Origin of the sequence: Psychrobacter sp. SZ93C1, assembly GCF_015864635.1 — a bacterium.
Classification (GTDB): Bacteria; Pseudomonadota; Gammaproteobacteria; order Pseudomonadales; family Moraxellaceae; genus Psychrobacter; species Psychrobacter fozii.
Genome location: NZ_JADYWY010000002.1, coordinates 118,039 through 142,645, shown reverse-complemented (window position 1 = coordinate 142,645; position 24,607 = coordinate 118,039). Strand labels below are relative to the sequence as shown.

General features: G+C 38.7%; 16 protein-coding genes and 2 tRNA genes. 8 read left to right on the top strand and 10 right to left on the bottom strand.

Going from position 1 to position 24,607, the window contains the following annotated elements; all coding sequences use genetic code 11:
* Positions 1-56 precede the first annotated feature (56 nt).
* Positions 57-446: a hypothetical protein gene (locus I6E83_RS03510; protein WP_197099998.1), complete on the top strand. Its 390-nt coding sequence runs from the start codon at positions 57-59 to the stop codon at positions 444-446.
* Positions 447-664: 218 nt separating this feature from the next.
* On the opposite strand, the gene I6E83_RS03505 is transcribed toward I6E83_RS03510, so the two are convergent.
* The 4 genes from I6E83_RS03505 to I6E83_RS03490 form a co-directional block, all read right to left on the bottom strand.
* On the bottom strand, positions 665-3,346 hold the full coding sequence (locus I6E83_RS03505) for a DEAD/DEAH box helicase (RefSeq protein ID WP_197099997.1): 2,682 nt from the start codon (positions 3,344-3,346) through the stop codon (positions 665-667).
* Between the two features lie 3 nt (positions 3,347-3,349).
* Entirely contained in the window at positions 3,350-4,888 is a 1,539-nt protein-coding gene (locus I6E83_RS03500; RefSeq protein ID WP_197099996.1) for a site-specific DNA-methyltransferase, read from the bottom strand.
* Between the two features lie 280 nt (positions 4,889-5,168).
* Positions 5,169-6,689, bottom strand: coding sequence for a hypothetical protein (locus tag I6E83_RS03495; RefSeq protein WP_197099995.1), 1,521 nt, complete (start codon positions 6,687-6,689; stop codon positions 5,169-5,171).
* 12 nt (positions 6,690-6,701) lie between these two features.
* Positions 6,702-7,043 carry a hypothetical protein gene (locus I6E83_RS03490; RefSeq protein WP_197099994.1) on the bottom strand — a complete coding sequence of 114 codons (342 nt, stop codon included), beginning with the start codon at positions 7,041-7,043 and terminating at the stop codon, positions 6,702-6,704.
* Positions 7,044-7,333: 290 nt separating this feature from the next.
* Between I6E83_RS03490 and I6E83_RS03485 the strand changes: the two genes are divergently transcribed.
* The 4 genes from I6E83_RS03485 to I6E83_RS03470 are packed head-to-tail and all read left to right on the top strand — an operon-like array spanning position 7,334 to position 12,176.
* Entirely contained in the window at positions 7,334-8,356 is a 1,023-nt protein-coding gene (locus I6E83_RS03485; protein WP_197099993.1) for a nucleotidyltransferase, read from the top strand.
* Positions 8,357-8,364: 8 nt separating this feature from the next.
* Positions 8,365-10,056, top strand: a complete 1,692-nt coding sequence (locus I6E83_RS03480) for a ThiF family adenylyltransferase (RefSeq protein WP_197099992.1) — start codon at positions 8,365-8,367, stop codon at positions 10,054-10,056.
* Positions 10,041-10,553: a Mov34/MPN/PAD-1 family protein gene (locus I6E83_RS03475; protein WP_197099991.1), complete on the top strand. Its 513-nt coding sequence runs from the start codon at positions 10,041-10,043 to the stop codon at positions 10,551-10,553. The genes I6E83_RS03480 and I6E83_RS03475 overlap by 16 nt, the downstream gene beginning before the upstream one ends.
* 3 nt (positions 10,554-10,556) lie before the next feature.
* Positions 10,557-12,176 (top strand): SAVED domain-containing protein, encoded by a 1,620-nt coding sequence (locus I6E83_RS03470; protein WP_197099990.1) that lies wholly within the window; start codon positions 10,557-10,559, stop codon positions 12,174-12,176.
* Positions 12,177-12,268: 92 nt separating this feature from the next.
* Here I6E83_RS03470 and I6E83_RS03465 read toward each other — a convergent pair whose 3' ends face one another.
* Positions 12,269-14,521, bottom strand: coding sequence for an ankyrin repeat domain-containing protein (locus tag I6E83_RS03465; protein WP_197099989.1), 2,253 nt, complete (start codon positions 14,519-14,521; stop codon positions 12,269-12,271).
* Between the two features lie 520 nt (positions 14,522-15,041).
* Between I6E83_RS03465 and I6E83_RS03460 the strand changes: the two genes are divergently transcribed.
* Both I6E83_RS03460 and I6E83_RS03455 read left to right on the top strand, forming a co-directional pair.
* On the top strand, positions 15,042-17,354 hold the full coding sequence (locus I6E83_RS03460) for an AAA family ATPase (RefSeq protein ID WP_227680796.1): 2,313 nt from the start codon (positions 15,042-15,044) through the stop codon (positions 17,352-17,354).
* Positions 17,351-18,622 carry an McrC family protein gene (locus tag I6E83_RS03455; protein WP_197099988.1) on the top strand — a complete coding sequence of 424 codons (1,272 nt, stop codon included), beginning with the start codon at positions 17,351-17,353 and terminating at the stop codon, positions 18,620-18,622. The genes I6E83_RS03460 and I6E83_RS03455 overlap by 4 nt, the downstream gene beginning before the upstream one ends.
* 346 nt (positions 18,623-18,968) lie before the next feature.
* On the opposite strand, the gene I6E83_RS03450 is transcribed toward I6E83_RS03455, so the two are convergent.
* The 4 genes from I6E83_RS03450 to msrB all read right to left on the bottom strand — a co-directional run bounded on the left by I6E83_RS03450 (position 18,969) and on the right by msrB (position 20,488).
* Positions 18,969-19,045 (bottom strand) — tRNA-Asp (locus tag I6E83_RS03450).
* Positions 19,046-19,098: 53 nt separating this feature from the next.
* Positions 19,099-19,174: transfer RNA gene (locus I6E83_RS03445), tRNA-Val, on the bottom strand.
* A 223-nt stretch (positions 19,175-19,397) separates the two neighbouring features.
* On the bottom strand, positions 19,398-19,883 hold the full coding sequence (locus I6E83_RS03440) for a glutathione peroxidase (RefSeq protein ID WP_197099987.1): 486 nt from the start codon (positions 19,881-19,883) through the stop codon (positions 19,398-19,400).
* A gap of 179 nt (positions 19,884-20,062) precedes the next feature.
* Positions 20,063-20,488, bottom strand: a complete 426-nt coding sequence (gene msrB / locus I6E83_RS03435) for a peptide-methionine (R)-S-oxide reductase MsrB (protein ID WP_194197216.1) — start codon at positions 20,486-20,488, stop codon at positions 20,063-20,065.
* A gap of 367 nt (positions 20,489-20,855) precedes the next feature.
* Between msrB and I6E83_RS03430 the strand changes: the two genes are divergently transcribed.
* Positions 20,856-22,505 (top strand): aminotransferase class I/II-fold pyridoxal phosphate-dependent enzyme, encoded by a 1,650-nt coding sequence (locus I6E83_RS03430; RefSeq protein ID WP_320158377.1) that lies wholly within the window; start codon positions 20,856-20,858, stop codon positions 22,503-22,505.
* 100 nt (positions 22,506-22,605) lie between these two features.
* Here the strand turns inward: I6E83_RS03430 and I6E83_RS03425 are convergent, their stop codons facing one another.
* A complete protein-coding gene (locus I6E83_RS03425; RefSeq protein ID WP_110922634.1) occupies positions 22,606-24,213 on the bottom strand; it encodes an inorganic phosphate transporter in 1,608 nt (535 codons plus the stop codon).
* Positions 24,214-24,607: the final 394 nt, after the last annotated feature.

Sequence of the window (24,607 nt, the reverse complement as noted above, 5' to 3'; positions counted from 1 at the left end):
GTGCTATATTTACTAAGCAATAATTGCGTAACATTAACTCTACTATTGGAGTGATTATGAAATCACCTTTTTTACTATCTATAGCTGTTTTAATATTTTCATCTCTTATTTCTACTGTTTCTATAGCAGCTCCTGGCTTCTCGAATGGTATTGAAGTATACGAGAGCCAAGATGGAGGAGTATATACAACGACGTGGCGAGCATATCCGATGACTATAGAAGGTTATACTGGTCCAAATTATAAAAAACCAGATGATTTATTAATTGCTCTAACTGCAGATGGAAAAACAAGTGATTTTAGAGGTGTCGTGAGAATTTCTTGTTCAAGCCCAGTAAGCTCAAATATAGTGAGTGATGTAGATTACAAAAGTCTAAAAGACGCTATGGCTGATGGAACTATTCCTCGTCCAGTAGTTAATGGCTTGTTCGCTAAGTTCTGTAAATAATCAATTTTATATCTAAAAAAAATAAAAAAGACGCCTATAAATATATAGGCGTCTTTTTTACATTAACTTTATTAATGAGGACTAAGCAACTAACCCTCAAGCTCATCCAACACAGAACGAAAGCTTGCTACCTGAACCTCAATATTATAGCCAGCTAGATATTCAGGATCAGGCAGCTTATCTAAGCCCGTTAGCAAACTATACATAGGTTAGCTACTTCATCCAACAACATTAAGTATCTGCTGCCGCACGTCTTGACCTTTATCATCTTTTCTGACCGCCATTAAGAATAAGCATTGACCCTGGCTGTGACTTGCCCAAAGTTCGCCTACCATGCGTTTCTCTGCTGAATCATCATTGGTTTCGTAAGGCTTGCCTTTATACTCCACCACCAAGATACGACCGTCCTGCAATTCAACGATAAAATCAGGATAAAAGTTGGTATGCGCCAGTGGCAGGCTAAACGACGCTTCTCCACGTCTAACTAGGTTTCTCACCCAATGCTTCACTTGAGGTAGTAAATCAATAGTCTGAGCACAGTCGAACTCTTCACCTGAAGATTTCATGTCTTCGATTTGCGGATAATAATGTTTGTCAAACGCATAACTACCTGAATAGTAAGGTGGTCGCGTTGGATAATTATCTGCTTTGAATTCGTAACTAAAATTGTAAGTCGTAAGCACGTCAGCATCGCTTGCGAATAAAGTTTGCTGATACCCTTTAGTCATTGCTTGCTGTCTATATGCAGATACTAGCTCTTGTATAGAACGAGCAAGTGGATACTTATTACGTATGAGAGTAGTGAGTGTCAGTGACGGTATTTGCAATAATTGGTTGATTACCTTAGTTAAGAAACTCGTCATTTCACGCTGAGTGACATCGCTTTGACGACATTCATGGTCTAGCCAGCCTATAAGCTCATCTTGGGTTACTTCAGTATGAGCCAGATTTAGATTTAAGGTTTGTGACTTATGAGCAAGGTTATATTTAACTTTTTTGCCTTCTACATCGACTAGGAAACTTGTCGTCTCTTCAGTAGGCTGGTAGTCGAGCTTGGCTGGGTAATCTAGTAGATTCCAACCTGATACATCCAAGAATACTTCTTTCTCAACCAGTTCAAGATCACCCTGAACCATGACACACAATCTTGGTAGCGGGGCAAACTTCACTCCGTTCTCTGCTGGTGACAAAGCTGCATGTACACTGAGGTTATGCCTATCAACTGAAGTCTCAATCTCTTTTTTATCTTCAACGGCCACTTTGGTAATGGCTTTTTTCAACGTCTCTGAGACTTTACCCGTAACCGTAACTACTTGGCGACCATCTACCTCAGATATTTTAATGCTACTGCGTTCTTCTTCTGATAACTCGGTAGTATCTATCGTATCCTGCACCTCAACCATCAGAGAAGGTGGTGTCAACTTAGGTTTCGAGTTTACAGCGTCATCTTTATCTACCTGACCAAATAAATCACCTTGATTGGCATCTTGCTGTCGAAGGAACGTGGCTACCTCCATCTCTTCAAAGCCCATTGAGATAAGTTTATCTGTTAGCTCCTTTGCCGCTTGTGCCAAACTTGTGGTTGCCAAATGTGCATAAGCCCTATTTAGGTCTTCTATCACACGGCGCTTTGCATAAGGCATCCGCAATACACGCCCCAATAGCTGCTCAGCATCTTTACTAGAAGAAACCTGTTTGACTGAACAGAATACGTAGGCAAATGAGCAATCCCAGCCTTCTTTCAAAGCTTCTATGGTAATGATGTACTCGATAGGACAGTTAGAGTCAAAAAGATCGATACCATCTAGCTCTCGCTGTGTGCCTGTAGCTACTGCAATTTTATCCTCAGTAATATTATGATCTTCAATCAGACACTTTTTGAGTACTTCAACCGTTACCTTGCCGTTCTTATTCTCTGCCTGTAGTAGTACGATAGGACGTATATAGTCGATATCTTGTTGTGCTTTGAGCGCTAACCTATCGCGTGTTAATACCGCATCACGTACCGCTTCTTCCCAGCCATTAATATGTTCGGTCAAAATGATAGGTAGCTTGATCATCTCTTCGGCTTTTAGTTGTGCCGCTGAGACATGATATAAGATATTACTACCATTGGTCGTTGAGGTATTAGGAGTGGCAGTAAACTCGATAATAGCCGCAGGATGCACGCGCTTTAGGGTGTCAAAGGTTAATGACGTCCTAGCATTATGGGCTTCATCAACGATGACTAGAGGATTGTACAGCGCCAATAGGTTGGCAAAAGAGTACTTTATCTTACCAATATCATTGACGGTCAAACCATTTTCAGAGACGTCATCTTCGCTGACGGTTTCAAGCTTGTCATAAAAGGGATGCTGACGACTTAATTTGGCAAAATGCGGTTCAAAGTCTTCATGATACTGATAGACCTTGCGATCAGACGTCTTAGCTACTCGTAAATTGGCAATCGTAGAGACAACTATAATTGTTTTGTTGCCAATATCTTGCGCACGAATTTGATTGACATCAGCAATATCGTAGACACTGACTTGATTGGCAAATGCGCAGTTTAAATGGTCGGTATAGTCTGGATTGCTCTTGAGCGCTGAAACGGTCTGCTGCTGAATGGTAGTAGTCGGTACTAGCCATAATACAATCGGGAAATCTTGCGATAGATAATGAGTCGCAGCTGTAGATACCGCATAAGCACCTAGTACAGTCTTGCCGCCACCTGTCGGAATACGAATACAGACATAAGGCGTATCATCAAAAGAGTAAGCACGGTAAGGAGTTTCTACAAAATTATTGTCCTGTAGTGTTTGCTGAAATGCTGTGTCGATGTCACCATCCATACGGCAACGCTGAAAAAAACTCGTAAGCGCATCAAGCGCACCTTGTTGATAGCTCTTTAGTTCAAACATTGCTTATCTTCCTTTCACATCGTATGGTATTTGCTTAAATATAATATTTTCACTCTTGAGACGGGCGTCTCCCATTCGGCTCGTCTCACCATAGATGACTTTTTTACCATTATTTGGGTCTTCAGGATGAGGTGGCAGTATTGACAGCACTTTTGACGTGAGTACGTTGCCACCATTAGGACGTTTATCACCTAAAATACCGTTATAAAGTAAGTAATAAGCCACGCCATTATGCACACCGAGTAACGGTGACCTGGCTGACTGCTGTAGCGCTTGTCGAGTATCGCCATACCAAATGTGCGCCGCAAGCGAATCAAAGCTGATACCTTCTCTTAAAGAACCGTTTTCATTAAATATGACTTCACCTAAACGGTAGAATTTGAAGCCACTACCTCCTGTCCAGTTAACGTCTTCTGAAATGCCACCTTGCTCACCATCGACTACTTTTTTTAGCCTTGGCTGGCAATGAGTGACTGCATTTTCATCAAGTTCAATACCGATATAACGGCGGTTCATTTTATGAGCTACTGCAACCGTAGTGCCAGAACCAAGAAACGAGTCTAGGATAAGGTCTTTTGGCTGTGTAGCTACTTGAAGGATGCGCTGCATCAAACTTTCAGGTTTAGGTGTGGAAAATGGTGTATCTGAAAATAAATTAAGCGCTTCTTTTCTGGCTTCTTGATTATGACCTACCTCTGAATTCATCCAGATAGATCTAGGTACAACTGGTTTTGCGTCTTCAATAAACTTTTTAATCCGAGGTGACTTTGATAGTCCGTCTTTACCCCAGTAAATCATATTATTTTCGCAATGTTTTTCGTGAGTTTCTTGTCCATAAGCCCAAACTCGAGTTTTTTTTGGCCAAATCTCCTCGCCTGTATTCGGCTGGATAATAGGATAGTAAAGATTAGGTCGCTCTGTTGAACTCTTCGCACAAGTGTAAGCTGCTGAATTCCATAATCCACGCTCATCATTATCTGGATTTTTATAATTTTTAGCTTGAGCTTCATTCAATGGCAACCTATAAGGGCGCCATATAGTTTTATTTTTTGCATATACAATAATATTGTCATGATCTTTACTGAAATATATAGCGTCATTAGCTGGCGAGGTTCTTTTTTGCCATATTATATTTCCTATAAAGTTTGCTCTTCCAAAAATCTCGTCACAAATAACTTTGAAATAATGGGCTTCATTATCATCAAGTGTAATCCAGATTGAACCATCTTCAGATAATAGTTGCTGCAAAAGTTCCAAGCGTGGATAAATCATCGATAGCCACTTGCTATGCTCTAAATTATCGTCATAGTGTTCAAAGGCACTTTTGGTATTGTAAGGTGGGTCAATAAAGATGCACTTCACCTTTCCTGAATGCGTAGGAATGAGTGACTTCAATGCATCGAGGTTATCGCCTTGGATGAGCATATTGTCAGTATCTGACTCGCCATACGATAATTCTGGCACTAGCTCCACCAAACGATACGGACAGTCACGCGCTGTAGTCAACGCTTGCTCTTTATTTAACCAGTTCAATATAGGCATATCGCCTCACTTCCTTCTTTATTTTTAGCCACGAAAGGCATGTTTAGTGCTTAATATTCTGAGTGGTAATTTATCATATAACACGCTTGCTCTCACCAGATATCGACCTGTAATGCGATATCTTAGGCATTTGCTCTGGCAGAGCGACTTTAAGCTATTGTTGGATATTTTTCAGGGCTGCTTTGATTAGAGACGGGTTATCTATCGCATGTAACTTAAGGAAGCTACATGCGTTTTAAGTAGGTATGGAAAACAAAACATTCAAAACTATAGTTATTTATCATGAAAGTGGTTCAATAGTATTAGATAAAAATACTTGTAATTTTTTAGGTAATGTTAATAGCTCATTATAAGTATTTAGGTTTGCATTCTTTACATAGTTAACTAATGTTTCATCAATACGAGTTTCCCAACTTGCGATCCGTTGGTATAAATATATAGCTTTTTTCTTGTCTTTAGACATAACTACCCTTAATGCAAGCTCATAACGCATTACCCAATATAGTAAAATTGATTCTGGGTAGTTTTCAAATGAGAAAACAGTGTCATTAGTCTTTGATTTGTCAAGATCTGTAGAACCTTTTTTAAGAATAGCAGTTATAGAGGACGGTATATTTTTGCCTCCGAACACAAATGATTCTATTTTGATATTGCCTATAGCGCTATCATGAATGATTACTGCCTTTAGTATCTGCTTATTCTGAGCCGGGAGAGCAGTTGTTCCGTTCATCTTTCTCGCTAGAATATATTTTTCAATAAAGTCCGTTTGTTTATCGACTGTTTCGCTAACTGATTTATCATAGCCTAGTAAGTAAGGAATAACGTGCTTATCCTCCCAAGTCTTGCATTTCCCATCTTGAAACGATTGCAACTTTAAAGGAGTTTCACAAACTAGCTTAGCTAGTAATTCGTTTGACGATTTGCGTGCTATATACTCTTTCAGTGAGATCAAGTTATAGAGTAAAAAGTCTAAACGTTGCGTTAATTGATTGTCGACACTTTCGAAAATATAATGAAAAGCACTCTCTAAGTTGCTATCAACTATCTTATTCAAGTTAGCCATTTGTCCACTGTCCTCATAATGCCCGACAGCGTTGTTAATACATTCAACATAGTCTCGTGTATGCGTAGAGATTAGATCAGCAATAGCTGGTAGATTTTTTTCAATTAACCTAGCTTGCTCTAAGTACTCTTTTGGCATAGAAAAAGTTAGGTGCCCTAAAAGTTCTGCTAATAAAGCGGTATTCTCATAGCCTTTACCTTTTGCTTCACGGTAAGGGAAAGACGCCCTAAATTCGAACTGCATTTTGCTTTGCTTATCTACATTAAGGAAGTTAAAAAACTGATTGCTAAATTGTCTGCAAACCCTATAAAACAACGTAATTATCTTATATGCTAAGCTTTTATCTGCTTTAAGAAAGGTTTCAAACGGTATGCCTATAAGTTCTGAAACATTACGCTTAATATTTTTAACTAAATCTTCAGCTGATCCTCCATATTCATCTTCGAGGTAGCTGTAGAGGTCTTCTATATCCAAATTTTTGATAGGGTTTGGATTGCCAATTTCATATTCAGAAGTATATATTTCTTCCTTTTGTGCTTTGGTTAAGCCAGAGTGATAAATGGACTCAACAAGATAGTGACTCCCTTTGTTTGATAAAATCCTTGAACCTTTGACTGTACGCTGTTGGAGCTTTTCACAACTAGTCATAAGTGTTTTTAACTCTTTAATATCAGGTTCTTCAGCTTCTAGCTTCATTATTCCTGCTTCAATCAATGCACATTTGATAGCAATATTCATAGTATTTCTCCTTTAATTATTCAAATTACAGTTAAGGCCATTTTGTTGTAATTTTGATGGCAGATTGTCACGAGTTTGGTCTTCAATCAAAGCAGTTGCTTGAGATTTTGTAATGCCTACCTTGGTTTGCGCATCTGTATATAACATAATACAGGCATCTACATGAGTTTCAGTATACTCGTTACTACTTTTGCTGTTTTCCGTAAGTTGGACTGCTATAACTTTCTTGGGCACACCTTTAGCATACATTTTACCTGCACGCTCTATGGTAGAGCCTGCACGTGAGGTGGAAGTGCTTACCTTGTCGAGTAGATCAATCGTAGTGTCTGAAATTTTTTTAATGTTAGTCGTCATAATGTTCTCCGTTGAAGTTGCAATCGCTGGCAAATGCCAATGAAGTTAGATTAAAGAAACTTATCTCTCATAGTAAGGGCAGTTTTTTCTAGATTTCTATGTCTAGAGCTAGAGTCATGTCAGATATTGGGTGGACTCTATTTGATTTAATCCAGTAGTCAGTATTTTGCAATCAGTCCTATTCCTTACGACACATACTGTCGTCTCTTATGCTTTGTATCTATCAATGTTTGTGGAGACTTGATATATTCTATAACTATTAAAACTTAACAATTATTGAGAGGTGTAATATGGCAGATTTGCAGAAACAGTTCTTAGAGTTTCATGATGCTATTAAATTAGGCACTTACGAAGAGAACGGCTTTTTACGTGAAAAACGCAACACAATCATCGATAAGCTTAAGAGTAAATTGGCAGAAAGAAAAGACGATGGTTATCCTCAGTATGAAAGAAGCTTCAATCAAGGAAGCTATGCTTTAAATACAGGTATTCAACCTGTAAGAGACGGTGATTATGATATTGATGTTGGCGTGCTTCTTGACTGCCATAAAGAAGACTATAAACCGATCGAATTAAAAGAGTTAGTCGCAGATTGTATAAAACACAATAACCGGACAGTAGAAGTGAGTCGTTCATGTGTGACAGTGACATACATGAAAAATGGCAAACCAGATTATCATGTTGATTTGCCAATCTATGCTAAGTCTAGCAACGCATACGATGATACATACTACCTAGCTAAAGGTAGAAAAGGGTTAGCTGAAGATAAGCGAGTTTGGCAATCAGCGGATCCTGAAGGTATCAATTTAATAATTAATGGCTTATACAAAGGTAATGATACCTATGAAAATAACGGGTCTGATCAACGTAAACAGTTTCGTAGATGCGTACGCTACTTAAAGAGATGGCGTAACCATAAATGTGTTGGTATCCATAGCATTGGACTGACTATAGCAGCATATCATTGGTTAGAACCAGATGTAGATACCCAAAATGATGGAGAGGTTCTACTGGATTTAATTAAAACTATCCTTAGTAATTTTGATTACTTTGGTCGTCTCAGCATTAATCTCCCTATAACACCCAGTAGTGACTTACTAAAGTCTGTTAGTGATGAAGATATGGCTACCATTAAAGAGCGTTTTGAAGCACTGAGAGATAATTTACAATCAGCTGTCGATGAGCCAGACACGCATGAAGCCAGTAAGACCCTGAGAAAAAGCTTTGGTGATGATTTTCCGATAGCTGCCAAAGTTGATAAGGCTAAAAAGAGTATCGAAGCACCGTATGTGAGCACTGGATCATCAGCATAGGTAATATAATGACAATTAATGATAGATCAAAGCAAAGCTTCGAAAATTATATTTGCTCTATTGGTGGTAAAAACATTGAGAGTAAGGATAAGAAGAACGGTTTTATAAGCATTGGCTTTGATTTAGATATTCATGGACAGACAATCCCTTTATCAATCAAATATATTGATCAAAAGCGCTGGCTATTGCTGCCCACAGTGTCAGTTGCTCAGTGCAACTTACCAGCATTAGATCATGTAGGTAATAATGGCTTGATATGTGTTACAGATCATCAAGGTGAGATGTTTGATAGCGGCGACTTATTTGGTCTTTTTAAATATGTTGTAGACACTGCTATAGGCATTCTTACGAACTCTCTTAAATCATATCAAGCTGGTAACAGGATTGCTTTATACGAAGAAATTGATGGTTATAACCAGACAGTCGTGTCAGATGCACCAGTTATCGTTGCGACACACAATCCAAATCAATCTGACAGTTTATATGCGTGGTGTATTAATTGCACGAGACAACGTAATACACCTCAGTTTTATCACATTAAATATTTAGTAGATGGTGCTAGCCAACATCCACCTAGCTCTAGCCCTTATACTGCTATAAAAGTAACTAAGATACCCTTACCTCGTATCGAGGATTTTGTTATTTCTAATCTTTTTGAATCATTTGATGAAAACTGGTGGAAGCAACAAATATCAAAATTCAGTAAAAATCAGTTGGATAGCTTACAGAAGAAAAGTAATTTTAAAATTGTTCTCTTAGAGATACCCACACCCAAAATGCATACATACTTGGTCGTTTCCTACTATCAGGATATGACTTCAAATAAGTATCGTAATTTCACGGTTCAAACTTTACAGCGTGGCTGGCGCGAATACTTACTTAATCGTACTGGGGTTGAGTCTCAATTTTCAAGTAAAAAGACCGTTGTGATAGCTGGCTGCGGTTCAGTTGGGTCAAGAGTTGCAGAGATACTGGCTGAGTCAGATATCGATAAGCTAATACTGGTTGATTATGATGATATGAAAACCGACAATATTATGCGGCATTACCTTGGAGTACAAGATGTCAACCAGTCTAAAGTTAGTGCTCTTAAAAATCGTCTTCAACAAAACATACCTGAGTTAGAAATCGTAGTCTACAAGAATAATGTTCTAAACTGGCTCATTAGTCAAAATAGTGAACAGCTATCTAAAATTCATTCTATAGTGTTAGCTACAGGTCACCCACCAACAGAACTAGAAGTGTGCCGACGCCTATATACTTATGAGGCGAATGTTCATGTTGTTTCTGGTTGGCTAGAGGCTTACGGATTGGGTGGTCATATTCTAGGATTCAGAAGCAATGAGGATGCCTGTTTGAAATGTCTTTACTATAATGACGATGGCAATTCTTCAAATTATATAAAGACCAGTTTGTTTAGTAATCCTTCTGGCATAGTTCTATCGAAAAATATCACTGGATGCGCTGGAGCGTTCACAGCATATGCTTCAGTCCACGCTATGAAAACAGCAGTAATAATGGCTGAGTTCGTAATTGAACAAAAAACTGGATTGCAATCATGGTGTGCGACTAACAAGTTACCGATTGACTATAACTTGAAGGCTACTAAACACCATGAGGCAACTCTACAAAATGGCGGTTACTATTTACAACCATTAAATGCTATCAAAGTCGCAGGGTGTTCATGTTGCAGTACCTAAACAATCGCATCGTATGGAAGGAAAATGATAAAGCATACGATGGCGCAATATCAGAGTCTGTAATAGCCGCTTGGTTCGGTTTTAGACAATCGCACGTAAGATCAAAGGAAGCTGGCGGTATATTACTAGGCAGATACTATCCAAATAGTCATACGATACTGGTAGACGAATTAACGACGCCCATGTTCAGAGACAAGCGTACTCGCACCACTTTCTTTCGTTCCAAATCTCACAATAAAGCTCTCAAAAAATATTGGAAGGAGACTAATGGTTATGGCGGTCTGCTAGGGTTGTGGCATACACACCCTGAGCCAAAACCTAATCCATCTGTTACTGACTTGAATGATTTAGCGAGTCAATTTACTAGCTCTAAATATTTATCGGAACGTATTTTGTATGTCATCGTTGGTACTAGTCATATTGGCTTTTGGATTGCCTACTCTCAAAACTCTCAAATATTTTTAGGCTATTTACCCTTTTATGATAAGGACAATTAAAAAATGACTGCAAATAATCCATCTGCGGGAACTCAGACTTCGCAAGATCAAGCCCTAAATAAGACTATATTTACCGATCTTGACTCGGCCAAACAATATCTCGATCATCTTAGAGAAACAGGATTGCAATGGGACTATGTTGGCTTTCTTTCAGACGCAAGTTACCATAACTTAATGACATTACTGTTCAATAACGGTGAATTGATTGATGTTTTTAGATTTTCTCTGACAGATCATGACAATCACTTATTCATTCAATACTTAAGCAACAATTTTGAAATAACGGTGGATTATAAACTCTCTGAAGTTGAAGCTTTTGAAACTAAAAATATAAAGCAGAAAAATGATGTTATGTCTTTATGGTCTAATTGTCCGAAAAGCTCATACCCTTTAACTAATGAGTCTCTAAAGTTCTTCGTAGATGATTTAATTTTGAAAAGTAATGATGGTGGTAGAGGAAAAAATTTTGATGTCTATCTTAAGCGTAAAGTTATGGATGATAGCCATGGACGATGTATGTTCAGAGGTTGCGGACAACGCTTAGATGTCGACGGATTGACTGGTTACGAAGGTAATTACGGTTACTTAGCTCACAACATTGCGTCCTCTACTAAGGGTCCTAGAGGAACGCTATATCTATCACATTTATTATCCAATGAGGCTAGTAATATTTTGCTGCTGTGTGACATACATCATCGCTTGGTAGACAGAATTGCAAGCTCATATTATCCAATAACAGTGTTAACTAGAATGCGTGAAGAGCATGTTTATTTGTGCAATAAGCTGCTTGATGCTCTAAATTATACACCAGTTGATATTTTTTTTATTCCTTGGGGTGTAAACAGTCAGCATGTAGAAAAGCCTAATTCAGTGGCAATATCAAATTCTCTAAGTGTATTCGAACATAGAGCATCAGACCATATTATTAGTGTGAACTCTGGTGCAAGTGAGTCAATGGATACTGATAATAGCTTTGAAGAGAATGCTTCAAAGTATATTGAGAAATGTGTTAATAAAATTCATGATCGGACTGAAGGGTCTAGCGCCGCAGTATTCGTTTTAGGTCCGACTTTTGCTTTAATAGGTTTTGGTGCGAAATTCGGTAATAAATCTAAATTAATGCCAATGCTGCGTTACAGAGATGCTAGTAGTTGGATGTGGCCTGGGGTGCAGCCTAGAGAAGATGCATTCATTATTGACGAGCCAGAGATTGACTCAGGGCAATCTGAGGTTATTGTTAGCGTCAAACTAACCGCAGATGCTGCAATGATTGATGCAACAATTGAGCATCTTAATCAACAAGTCCAAGACAAGCTTCCAGTAATAAATATATATCCTCCTAAAACTTATGGATACGGTAATGGCGCAATAGCACATCCACTTGAAGGTGAAAAACTAGCTAATAGGCTTAAGGAAATTTTCACTAACTTAAATCAGAAGCATGGTATTAAAAAAATACATCTATTGGTTTGTGCCTCAAATGCGGCCTGTGTGTATATTGGCCAAGCTGTAGATAGATTTCAGCCTGAATTTATAGTCTATGACTATGGAACCGAGATGATGGAGCCCAAACTTAGAATATACAATGATGGGAATACTACAGTCATTGAATGTGTGCCATAGATTCGTATACGTAGATTTGAGCTAATATAACCTGAAAGCGAGAATACTTTCCTATAGCTATCAGGTTATATTAAAAGGTTACACTAATGAAGTTAATTCACTTTATCACTACTCGCTAAAGTTAAACTCCTGTCTACAATATCCATTACATCATCAGTTTTAAAGTGCTGACAGATTTTTTCATAGCTCACAGCTTTACCATTTCTACGGTCTCTATATACCGTATTAATAATGTCATCTTTTGAGTTTTCAGTAGCGGTATTTAGCATATGAGTGACCAGTTCATCCTCATCAAGCTCACAGGCTAGTAAGAATGGAGTGTATCCGTCGATGTCACTCCAATCATATCTAGCGCTAGGATTTGCACCTTGATCAATCAGTAGCTTTGCTATTTCGCGCATTTTGCTCAAATTAAATAACTTGTAGTTTTCCTGAGTTTGTTCTTTAAAAACTCCAAATAGCTCTTTAAGAATAGCTATTGCATCCGGACTTTTCATACTTTGAGCAAGATGGTTCGTAACTTCTTGTCTATTGAAACCAAGGCTACCTTGTGTCTCTCTAATAAAGGCAGAAAATTCAAAATCGCTCATTCTAGCTATCGCCGTTTTTGGATCTTCAGTGATCATAGAAAACTGGTTGAGTAGCAGTTTTGAGTTTTTAATCGTTCCAATTAAAGATATACACGTAGTTAATGCGTCTAAATGACCACTACCGCCTTTTTGGTTAACATCTGCTCCTAGATAGAGAATATGTTCAACGACATCGGATCGTCCTGTCTGCACTGCACTTAATAATGGAAAAAGATGCTTTTTAGCGGTTACTGCTTTAATCGTTCTTGGCGCGTATTCTAGATCTTTGAGCGTTTGATAAAACCTATCGTTTGGTTTATGAAGCTCAGTTAAATTCATATGCTGTAAAGCGACTAATAAAGCTGATTCTTTGTTATCGGAGAGAATGTTTATGTCAGCACCAGCTTGCAAGAGTTGATTAACAGCATCTAGATCCTTTCGTAATGTATTCCAAATAAGCTGTGTCGTTACTTGCTTACTCTTACCCTTATTCCTATGAAGCTTAGTATTATCATTTATGTTTACTTTTTTATTAGGTTTTTTGAGGTCAAGTGCTAGCTCTTTCGCGTTTAAATTTATAGGTAGAACAGCTGAGCTCACTCTATATTTTTCTGGTAGCTCAACTTTGAAGTTATTGAATACCCTTTGAGCATTGCTTCGCCACATATTGATTTCCCAGTCTTCGACTAGGTTATCCTTCTTACGTTTGGTGTCTTTCGTTACTATTGTAGGTAGAGTATAGCCATACAGAGCTTGAATACTTTTTAGCTTTGTTATCAGGTTCATATCAGGGGACTCTTGCCAGCTAGCAATGACAAAACCAACTTCAATAACTTTTTCACATATATGACCAGATCTGTATATGCTCAAATCAAACGCATCAATAAAGCGTTTTTTAGCCTGTTCTAAATCATTCTTGGCAAAACTAGCCACACTGTAGGCCAGAAGCTCCATTATAATTGCACTGATACTATTTCTAAATTTATCATCGTTTTTTTCAAATAACCGATGAACGTAATCTGTATCTCGAGTTTCAAGGGCTAATATAGCCTCTTCAAACAGTACCATAGATGAGTCCAATGACCTAGGCTGCTCAATATATTGGTTAAAAATATCAGACTCATGGCTTCTTTTGAAATATTCAATAGCACGTGCAGTTAGTAAGAAAACTAAGACATTCTTCGGTGCATTTTGAGTGTTAAAAATAGATATTAAGCTGGTACGACTAGGAAGATCAGCTCCACGACGCCATGCCGTAATCTTATCTTTATCGCTCTTAGATAAACCTGCATAAAAAGTATTCCAACCTTCAATCCGTTTTTCAATAACTTTAAAAGCTGGCTCTAAGCTAGAAGAATTATCAACCATTAGTTTAACGTAGTCAGATTTTTCAAAAGGCTTAGTCCTTATCCCTAAAAAATAAATAATATTAATTAGATTAGGACAGAAGAAAGCTTCAAGGATCCAAGGTCCAATATCGTCTCTATTTCGCTCTGATAGATTGTAGGTTGCTACTACCTTCAGATAATCGTCAAAAATTTGAGCAACTAAAGCCTTAAGCTCATTCTCAACTGATTTTTTTAGCTCAACTCGTTCGATAACTTTATATATATGTATATTGATAAGCTGGTCAAGCTCATTCTTACTTAAATATAGATCATGACATTTGTTATCTAACGATTCACTATCGTTCTTGCTATCAATAGCTCTAGCAATAGCTCTTACTACTTCAGCAGGGAGGAAATAAGGGGTTTTCTTAATGCTTGTATTGCTCATTACGCATATCCTTCTTTTGTATGTCTAATATCATTAATAAAATTCTTAAGTGCCCTATGATCGCTCGGCGTTTTAGAAAAAGTAACAGACTGTCCGCATGGTGCAACGATCTGATTGTGTTTTCGCTTCTTTCTAAATAACCAGCCTTGCTTTATTAGGCGCTTTATATGATGATTAAAATCTTTGTTACTTGAATATCTCATATTTTTGAAAGCGGATGTGGCTTGCTACCGCATCTGCCTCTCCAAATTAATTATATTTGAATTTATTTAGGCTTTGCATTTCCGCGATTTGATCCCGACGAATTGCTTGAACCGTTCTTAGTTGGCCAATTCCCACCGTTGCCTTGGTTCGAAGTTGGCTTTGCTTGTGTAGACTTACTCATGGTGTCGCTCCTATTTTGTGTATGCCTTTAGTGGCATCTATATAGTCTCAAACATTTGAGCGATCGCCCACTGGGTTAGTGCCGTAAAAATTTTTATTTTTAAACTTTAATATTTTCAACATGGATAAGTATTTGATGTTTACAAGACGTAGCAGTGAGAAATATACGTGGACGCCTGCATTTGAGGCAATTGCGAATTGGATAGCAGATTACGAGAATAATCAGGAAAGGCTATTAGATATACTTAGAAGGAACGGAGTTAGTATTTCAAGAATGCCTACGAACGAAATTGGTTTTCAAGCAGTAAGTATGATGGATCCCTTTACGTTTTTTTTATTAATCACAAGAAGCCAATCGACACATAATCTGTTAGTGGATCTTTTTCATATAATGCGTTCAGATGCTATTACTCCTGCAGATTTTAATGGTATCCCAGATTTTAGAGATAGTAAGAAATACGTGTTCCCAGAAGACCCTAAACTGCGTACAGCTGAAATAGGAAGTGTTTTATGGAAGCTATTTCATCAAGCTAGAGCGTCGAATATACAAGCTGGAACCTTTAAGCAAGCCTTAGCTATACCTGATACAGGATTTGTTTTAATCACACTTTGCTTATACCTTGTCTGCCCTACTAATTACCTTCCTATAGATAGTCATATGAGGCATTGGCTGATAGAACATAATATCAAACAGCCCAAGTTCAATTGGACAGACTATGAACGTACATTAAATGAAGTAAAAAGAGTTTCTGACAAACCTTTTTGGCAGATTTATGATGAAGCATCTAGAAGAAGCTTTGAGAATGGGATTGATAACATGATAGATAATGATGACTTTGATGAAAACGCGATAGTGAATCTAAGCCTAAATCGCATACTATATGGTCCTCCAGGTACAGGTAAGACCTATCGCACTACAGAACTTGCTGTACAGTGCGTTGCCCCCGATTGGTATGATGAACTGAATGATGAATACCTAGATGAGCCAGAGAGAAGAGAGCTTATAAAAGCTAAGTATGATGAACTAAATGCAGAAGGGCGTATAGCTTTTACTACCTTTCATCAAAGCTTTTCTTATGAGGATTTTGTTGAGGGTATTAGAGCAAAAACTGATGAAGAAACAAAGCAGATTTATTATGAGGTTGAGTCTGGAGTTTTTAAGCAGATAGCTAAAAAAGCAGGAAATACTATTAAAAGTGAGAAGTTTGAGGGGTTATCTAATTCTCCAAAAATATGGAAGTTATCGATTGGTGAAGTTAAAGAAAGAGAGTTTAGAAAAAACTGTCTTGATAACAATGAAGCAAGAATTGGATGGCACAAAACTGGAGATTTAAATGTTGATTACGATAATAGAAGATTAGTTGAGAAAAGTTACTGGGATAGTTTGAAAAAGGCTCAGTCCTCCCTAAATTGTTTTGCTAACGATATTTCAATTGGTGACGTAATACTTTGCCTAAAAAGTGAATTATCTATACAAGCTATCGGAATTGTTACTTCAGATTATAAATATGATGAGAATGCTGAAGGTTTAAACCAGTACTACCCGCATGTTAGGAGTGTCAAATGGATTGCGAGAGGTATGAATTTAAATATACTTCCATTAAATAATAATTATAAGATGGTGCCTCAAGCTTGCTATGAGCTATTTAGGTTTAACTGGGACGATTTATTGAATGAAGTAAAAAAACAAAATCAATATCAGTTCCTTAAATTAGTCACTCAAAAAATAGTTGATAAAGAAAATTATGTGCTTATCATTGATGAGATCAACCGTGGCAATATATCTCGTATCTTCGGTGAGCTTATTACATTACTTGAGCCTGATAAGCGTAAAGGTGGCTCCGATGTACGCGAAGTTATACTGCCTTATTCGAAATTACCGTTCTCAGTGCCCTCAAATCTTTACGTACTAGGTACTATGAACACCGCTGATAAATCTCTTGCACAGCTAGATTTGGCATTACGTCGCCGTTTTGATTTTATTGAGCTACTACCTAAGCCTGAACTTTTAGATGATATAGAAGTTCATGGCATCGCTATATCTGAAATATTGACAGTAATGAATCAGCGTATTGAAGTCCTGCTAGATCGTGAACACACCATAGGACACTCATATTTTTGGTCTTTGAAAGACTTGGGTTCAGATGACGAAAAAGAAATTGAATTAGGTAACATTTTCAAGAGACGGATTGTCCCGTTACTGCAGGAGTATTTCTTTTCAGATTGGGAGCGTATTGGCTGGGTGTTGAATGATCCTAGTAAACATACATCAGAACAGTTTGTTCAAACTGGGGCGATAACTCCGACCGTTAGCGAGTTATTCCATAGTAGTATTAAAGGTCTAAACGATCGTCGTTACCTTATCAATGAGACTGCTTTTAACAGCCCTGAATCCTATAGGAAAATTCTAAATCAGACTCAGCCTGAATCTGCGGATGGCGAAGCATGATTCAAGTCAGAGAATACGCTCAGCTGACTACCGATCAGACAGCATCATCCAGCTTAGATTTAGCAGTTATCAAGCAAGAAACTTTTGATTGGTTAGTGGAACTCAGTGAAAAAGAGAGCTATGGGCGGTTTATTACTTATAAGCGCCCACAATACTTACAGTTACATTCTTACGTAGGTTATTTAGAAAGTCCTTGTGGTGAAGGTATTGAGATACTACCAAAGACAGGTTTAGGTGCTCAGGAATCAGATAAGAGCAGAGCCGTCTTATGCAAAATACTAAGCTCCGTCTTAAATTTATCTCATAAAGAAGCCCAATCCGCCAATCTCAATCGAATGAATCTACCTATTCATGAATGGATATACTACCAGTTTTTACATTTGTTAAAGGAGTTGGTAGCGTCTGGGCTCAGATTTGACTATCAAAGAATCGAAGAAGAAAGTAGATTTATTCGTGGTCAGCTTGATATAGCAGTTCAACAAAGACAAACGGTTGGCCGAGCTCATCTTTTTCATATTCGTCACGATGTCTATCATCCAAATCGACTTGAGAACCAATTAATCAAAACGGCATTGGATTATGTACAGCAGCACTGTAGGAGTTCTGAGAACTGGCGACTGGCTAATGAGCTATCACACATCTTAGACCCTATCACGAGTCTCAGAGAGCCTCTAAACTCAATGCACAAGTGGTCAGATATCAAAATACTGCAATCCTACCGATCAATAAAGCCATGGTGCCAGCTAATACTTGAAAAGCTTAATCCAAACTTTCAAAAGGGAGAGCACCGTGGTATTGCATTGTTATTTCCAATGGAGGTTTTGTTCGAGAAGTATGTGGCAAACTGCTTACGACGAGATATCAAAGCTCCCTGGCAACTAACAACACAAGCTTCTAGTAAGCACATGGTGAATAACCAAAAAGGTTTAAAACCGCGCTTTCAATTAAAACCTGATCTATTAATCAGTAAAGAAAGAAGAAATCACCATGTACTTGATACTAAATGGAAGTTAATAAGCTTCAATAACAGTGATAACAATTTCAATATCAGTCAGTCGGATATTTATCAGTTATTTGCTTATGGTTATAAATATTTGAACGGGTGTGGGGACATGATGCTTATTTATCCTAAGCATCATCAGTTCGAAATACCTTTGGAGTGTTTTTATTTAGCAGAAGAATTGAGATTGTGGGCTATACCATTTTGTATTGAAACTGACAAAGTGGTTATCGGTGAATGGGTAGAAAGGTTTCCGTCTTTATCTTAAACTTAGTTTGAGGCTAATCCTTTAAGCTCCCAAACTTATCGATAAGCATAAAAATTGGCGATCAGTTACCGTTAGCAACTTTTAATAACCTTGGTCACAAAATAGTCACCATTTGGTCACCGAGTACTTGGTCACCGATTTTTAAAAGGCAGAGTGCATGCACGCAGACTTATAGAAAATATCTTACTAAAGAGTAGATTGCTCCTTAGAAGTTTTTAAAGATAGAATAACAAACCCTTACGGATAAAGGCTTTAGGAGGAAATTCAGGCACAAAAAAACCTCAAACAATCTAGTTGTTTGAGGCGAAACTTGCTTAAACTCGAGAGTTTAAATTCGTTTTAAATATGGCGCAGCGGACGGGACTCGAACCCGCGACCCCCGGCGTGACAGGCCGGTATTCTAACCAACTGAACTACCGCTGCTTAGGTCTCTTTAGCATTTTACCTTTATGAAGAGGTCCACTTCGCTAAAGTAGTGGTGGGTGATGACGGATTCGAACCGCCGACATTCTGCGTGTAAGGCAGACGCTCTACCAACTGAGCTAATCACCCGCGAATAATTGCTATGCAATTTATTCAACATCAACTGAGCTCTTAAGTTTGTCACTAAGCTCTGCTGCTGTGGGTGTGTATTATATAGATTTACAGTTGGGTGTCAAACAGTATTTTCGACTTTTTGACATATTTTTTGCATTTTTATCGAAATTTCTAGCAAGCATATGTTTTTATTGGTTTTATACTTTTATAAAAAACCAATATTTTTTGAGTTCGATACTTATTTATTGGCTAATGCTTGCTCAATATCATTTTTAATAGCTTCTGGCTTGGTCGTTGGTGCATAGCGATCGATGACTTGTCCATTACTACTAATTAAAAACTTGGTGAAATTCCATTTGATACCATCTGTCAGTACGCCACCCTTTTGCTCTTTGAGCCATTCATAGATAGGATGAGCACCTTCCCCATTCACATCGACCTTTGCCATCATTGGAAAGCTAACACCATAGTTCTTTTGACAAAACGCACCAATTTCATCATTGCTGCCTGGATCTTGGCTACCAAATTGATTACAAGGAAAACCTACAACGACTAACCCTTGCTCCTTATATTGTTGATAAAGCGCTTCTAGCCCTTCGAACTGCGGCGTAAATCCACATTTACTGGCGGTATTGACGATTAGTAGCACCTTACCTTTATAGTCAGAAAATGCTTGCGTCGTGCTATCCATCTGCTCAGCCGTAAAATCATAAATAGTACTCATCATCTATTCCTTAAATTGATTGAATTATTATTTTAGTTGTTTTTTAAGCGTTACTATATTCTTAGTAGCAACCACAACCATACTACCAATAAATGAAAAGAGTACCAACAAATAAAAAGGAAGCATCATGCTTCCTTTTTATACGTCTAAGCTTATCTAAACAGCTGACCAGTTGACAACTACTTCTCAGATTTATCCAAATCGATAGATACTGAGTTGATGCAGTAGCGCATGCCAGTCGTTTCACTAGGCCCATCAGGGAATACATGACCCAAATGCGCGCCGCAGTTACTGCAGGTCACTTCTGTGCGAGTCATACCCAACGAGTTATCGACATGCTCTTCAATAGCGCTGTTATCGATTCCTTGGTCAAAACTTGGCCAACCGCAGCTAGCATCAAACTTGTTACTTGAGTCAAATAAGCTAGCACCACAGCCTTTACAACGATAAACGCCATCATCGGTCGCATCGTTATAAACACCTGTGAACGGACGCTCTGTACCTTTCTCACGCAGTACATGATATTCGTCAGCGCTTAAACGCTCTTTCCAGTCAGCTTCTGTTAATTGGCTGATTTCTTCTTTGCTAAGTTGATTATCTTGCATAATTTACCCTTAGTTAGATAGGTATTATCTAATATTTTATGTTGCTACTATTTGAGTTTTATCGTTATTGCTTTCTAAAAACGATGCGCCCTATCTATTGGTTACTGCTCCAATATTCAAGGTATATATTACAATAATATTATGTTGGTAAAGCAATTAGTAATAGGTAATCATGTGTCATTTTAATATAAAACTGTCTCATATACTCATGAATGCAAGATTTTCTTTCATTTTTTTAATAATCTCAAAGTTAACTTGCATTGAGATTATTTATGCAATAATATCTTGCATTAGTACATAAGTATTACTCTTTAATTAAAGTAATTCATTTATTACAACCTATTGATGAACACAGGCTTAACTTATTATGGCTAGTGATAAGAATAAAAGTACACAAGCTGAGCGACTTGTGCAGCTGCGTCGCGATAAAGGCTTTACCGCTGAACAATTGGCACAAGCGATGACGGCAGCAGGCGCGAAGGTCAGTCGTGGCGCTATCTCTAACTGGGAGCGTGGTACGAACGGTATTGTCTCGTCTAAACTGCCGACGTTAGCACGCATCCTAGGCTGTAGCGAAGGCTATTTGTTACGTGGTGAGCTTCAAAATGAGGCCAGTGCGACGACAAAATTCATAAATGGTGGTTTGGGCAAGAATAGCGATTCACCTGCTTCTTTACCTGTAGAGATGCAGCCCAACCATACAGACCAAAATCAATCGAAAACAGTCTCTACAACCTCTAGCGCTCAAAAAAACTCACAACACAATCCTAAGAGTGGTCACTCTATGAATACAATCAAAAAATCTGATAAATTACAAAATGTCTGTTACGACATTCGTGGTCCCCTACTACAGACCGCAAATAGAATGGAAGCGGAAGGCAAGCGCATATTAAAACTCAATGTCGGCAATCCAGCACCGTTCGGTCTAGAAGCGCCGCATGAGATTTTACGTGATGTGGCTATGAACTTAGCAGAAGCGACAGGATATTCAGACTCTCAAGGGATTTTTTCTGCACGTAAAGCAGTATTGCAATATTATCAATCAAAAGGATTGTTATCAGCCGTTGATGTCCGTGATGTTTATTTGGGTAATGGCGTATCTGAGCTGATTGTCATGACCATGCAAGCACTAATGAATGATGGCGATGAAGTGCTGATTCCAATGCCCGACTACCCGCTATGGACAGCAGCAGCCAATCTGTCTGGTGGTACGGCAGTGCACTATCGTTGTAACGAAGAAGACAACTGGCACCCTGATATCGAAGACATCAAGTCTAAGATTACCAGTAAAACAAAGGGCATCGTGGTTATCAACCCTAATAACCCCACCGGTGCGCTTTATAGCGATGAGCTGCTATTACAAATTATCGACGTCGCTAAAGAGCACGATCTAATTATTATGGCCGATGAGATTTACGATCGTATTCTTTATGATGACACCGTACATACGCCAATGAGTACGCTGACTGACGATGTGCTGGTCCTTTCATATAATGGCTTATCAAAGTCGCACCGTATCGCTGGATTTCGTGCAGGCTGGATGATGGTCTCTGGTCGCAAGCAACACGCAACAGACTTTATCGAAGGATTGGATATGCTCGCATCCATGCGCTTGTGTTCTAATGTTCAGGGGCAGTATGCCATTCAGACAGCGATGGGTGGCCACCAAAGTATGAAAGACCTTACTTCCAAAACAGGTCGTTTGTATAAACAGCGTGAAATGGCTGTAACACGTCTCAATGCTATTAAAGGTATTTCGTGCACCATGCCTCAAGGCGCATTTTATTGTTTTCCAAAGATAGATCCTGACGTTTACCCTATCACGGATGACATGGATTTCATGATGGATTTATTAACTGAAGAAAATGTCTTAATGGTACAAGGTACGGGATTTAACTGGGACAGACCAGATCATTTTCGCTTAGTATTCCTACCCAATCTACATGAATTAGAAGATGCAATGGATCGCTTAGATCGCTTCTTTGCTAAAAAACGCCAACAGTTTGGCACTGATTAAACCTGTATTTGACATAAAAAAATGCTTATCGGCATGATGCTGATAAGCGTTTTTTATGATGCTAAGATAGGCTTTATTGGTGAACTCTATAGCATTAGTCCTAGAAGATATTTACCAATATCAGATAGCTAATTGCAGACATTGAAGCTGCCGCAGGAAGAGTAATAACCCATGCCAAGCCAATAGGCTTCATAAGCTTCCAATTGGTATCTCTATTGACGATACCGATGCCCAGTACTGCACCTACCAAGGTATGCGTGCTCGATACAGGCAGACCCATCGTTGACGCACCCATCACGACAGCAGCAGCAGCCAACTCAGCTGAGAACCCAGAAGCTGGATGCATCTTCGCCAGATTGGTACCGACCGTCTGAATCACTTCTTTACCGATGAACCAAAGACCCACAATCAATGCCACACCAAAGGTCAACATGACCGCAGGTGGTACTGCCGCTTCAGTCGAGATGCTATTGGTACGAATCACATCCATAATGGCAGCGAAAGGACCAACCGCATTGGCAATATCGTTCGAGCCATGACTAAAAGCAAACGCTGAGGCAGTAAAGACCTGCATCCAGCTAAACATAATAAACGTGGCTTTGGTCAAGTCTTCTTTATGCTTACCACGGATGCTTTTGGTATAAATATAGGTAGCCAACCATACTAGCGCTGCAATCATCCCCATGATTAAAAAGCCTTGCAACGTCGTCATACCATTATTGACGTTCTTTAGACCTTTAAAGACAACCAGAGAGGCCATGACTGCACCGCCCATAGCCGCAATTATAGGTACCCATTGCTTCAGTGCTTTTAGCGTATCGAGGTTGCTGCGTTCGTTTTCAATCTCATACAGCTCTTTGTAATAATCCGTTTCTAAGTCTTCAACGACACAATCATCATCTTTATAGATTTCTTGATCGCGTAACATAGCTGAGGTATAAGCCAACTGCTCAGACTCTGTCAGACCGTCCAGATATTCTTTATGATTTTGCTTTAAGGTTTTTTTATTGCCTTTTAGCGTCGCAATATAGGCTTCTGTTTTGTCATTATATTCAATGATATTTTTCTTGATCTGTCCATATAGCAGATAGGACAAAACGCCGCCTAGTAACGGTGATAGAACCCAAGAGATGGCGATAGTACCAATCTTACCCCAATTCACAGTTGATAACGCCATTTCAGTACCACCTAAGGTGATACCTAATACAATGGAGCTACCAACCACGCCGCCGATAATCGCGTGTGTGGTCGAAACTGGCAGACCTTTTTTGGTCGCAAATAACAGCCAAAATGCAGCAGCAATAAGTGCTGAGAGCATGACATAAATAAACTGGTTCGGCGCGACTGAGAGGCCATCTAGATCGACAATGCCGCTTCGAATCGTATCGGTTACTTCACCACCTGCCAGCACAGCACCTGACACTTCAAATATCGCGGCGATACCCAATGCTTGCGGGATAGTCAACGTCCCTGCACCCACTGAAGTACCAAAGGAGTTGGCGACATCGTTACCACCGATATTGAATGCCATAAAGACACCAAAGGCAGTCGCCACAATAAAGAGCGTCGTTTGCTGACGCATCGTGTAATCTAGACCCCACCACAAAAAGTAGCTGGTCATTGCAACCAATAAAATGCCAAAAAATAGATTTATTCTCATCGAGCCAACGGTTTTGACTGACTCTGTAGAACTGCTACTAATACCCATACGTTAATACGTCCTGCGTAAGCTGATTGAAATTATATGAGGTTGATAACATTGCGCTGCTACTCATAAGGCTTGTTGTGGCATCTTATGGCGTAGCATACATGAAACACGCAACATGCTTTTAAATGGTCTTAAACTAACTATGGCCAAGGCGAAGAACGCATCCCTCAACATGTCACAAAGCCGCAAGTTATATTGCCAAATCGTCTGATTACAGCATCTTGCGGCTTAGATATTTCATAGTGATATTTGTGGTGCTACTAGCGGCTATTGTAACAATTTCTGTCGTAATTATTAAGGTATCTGTATTAAATAACCCAAACGCGCTATTTGCTAAATTAAAATTGTTAGTTAGCAGACGCTGTTACGCGCTCTATTATATTAAATATGAGCG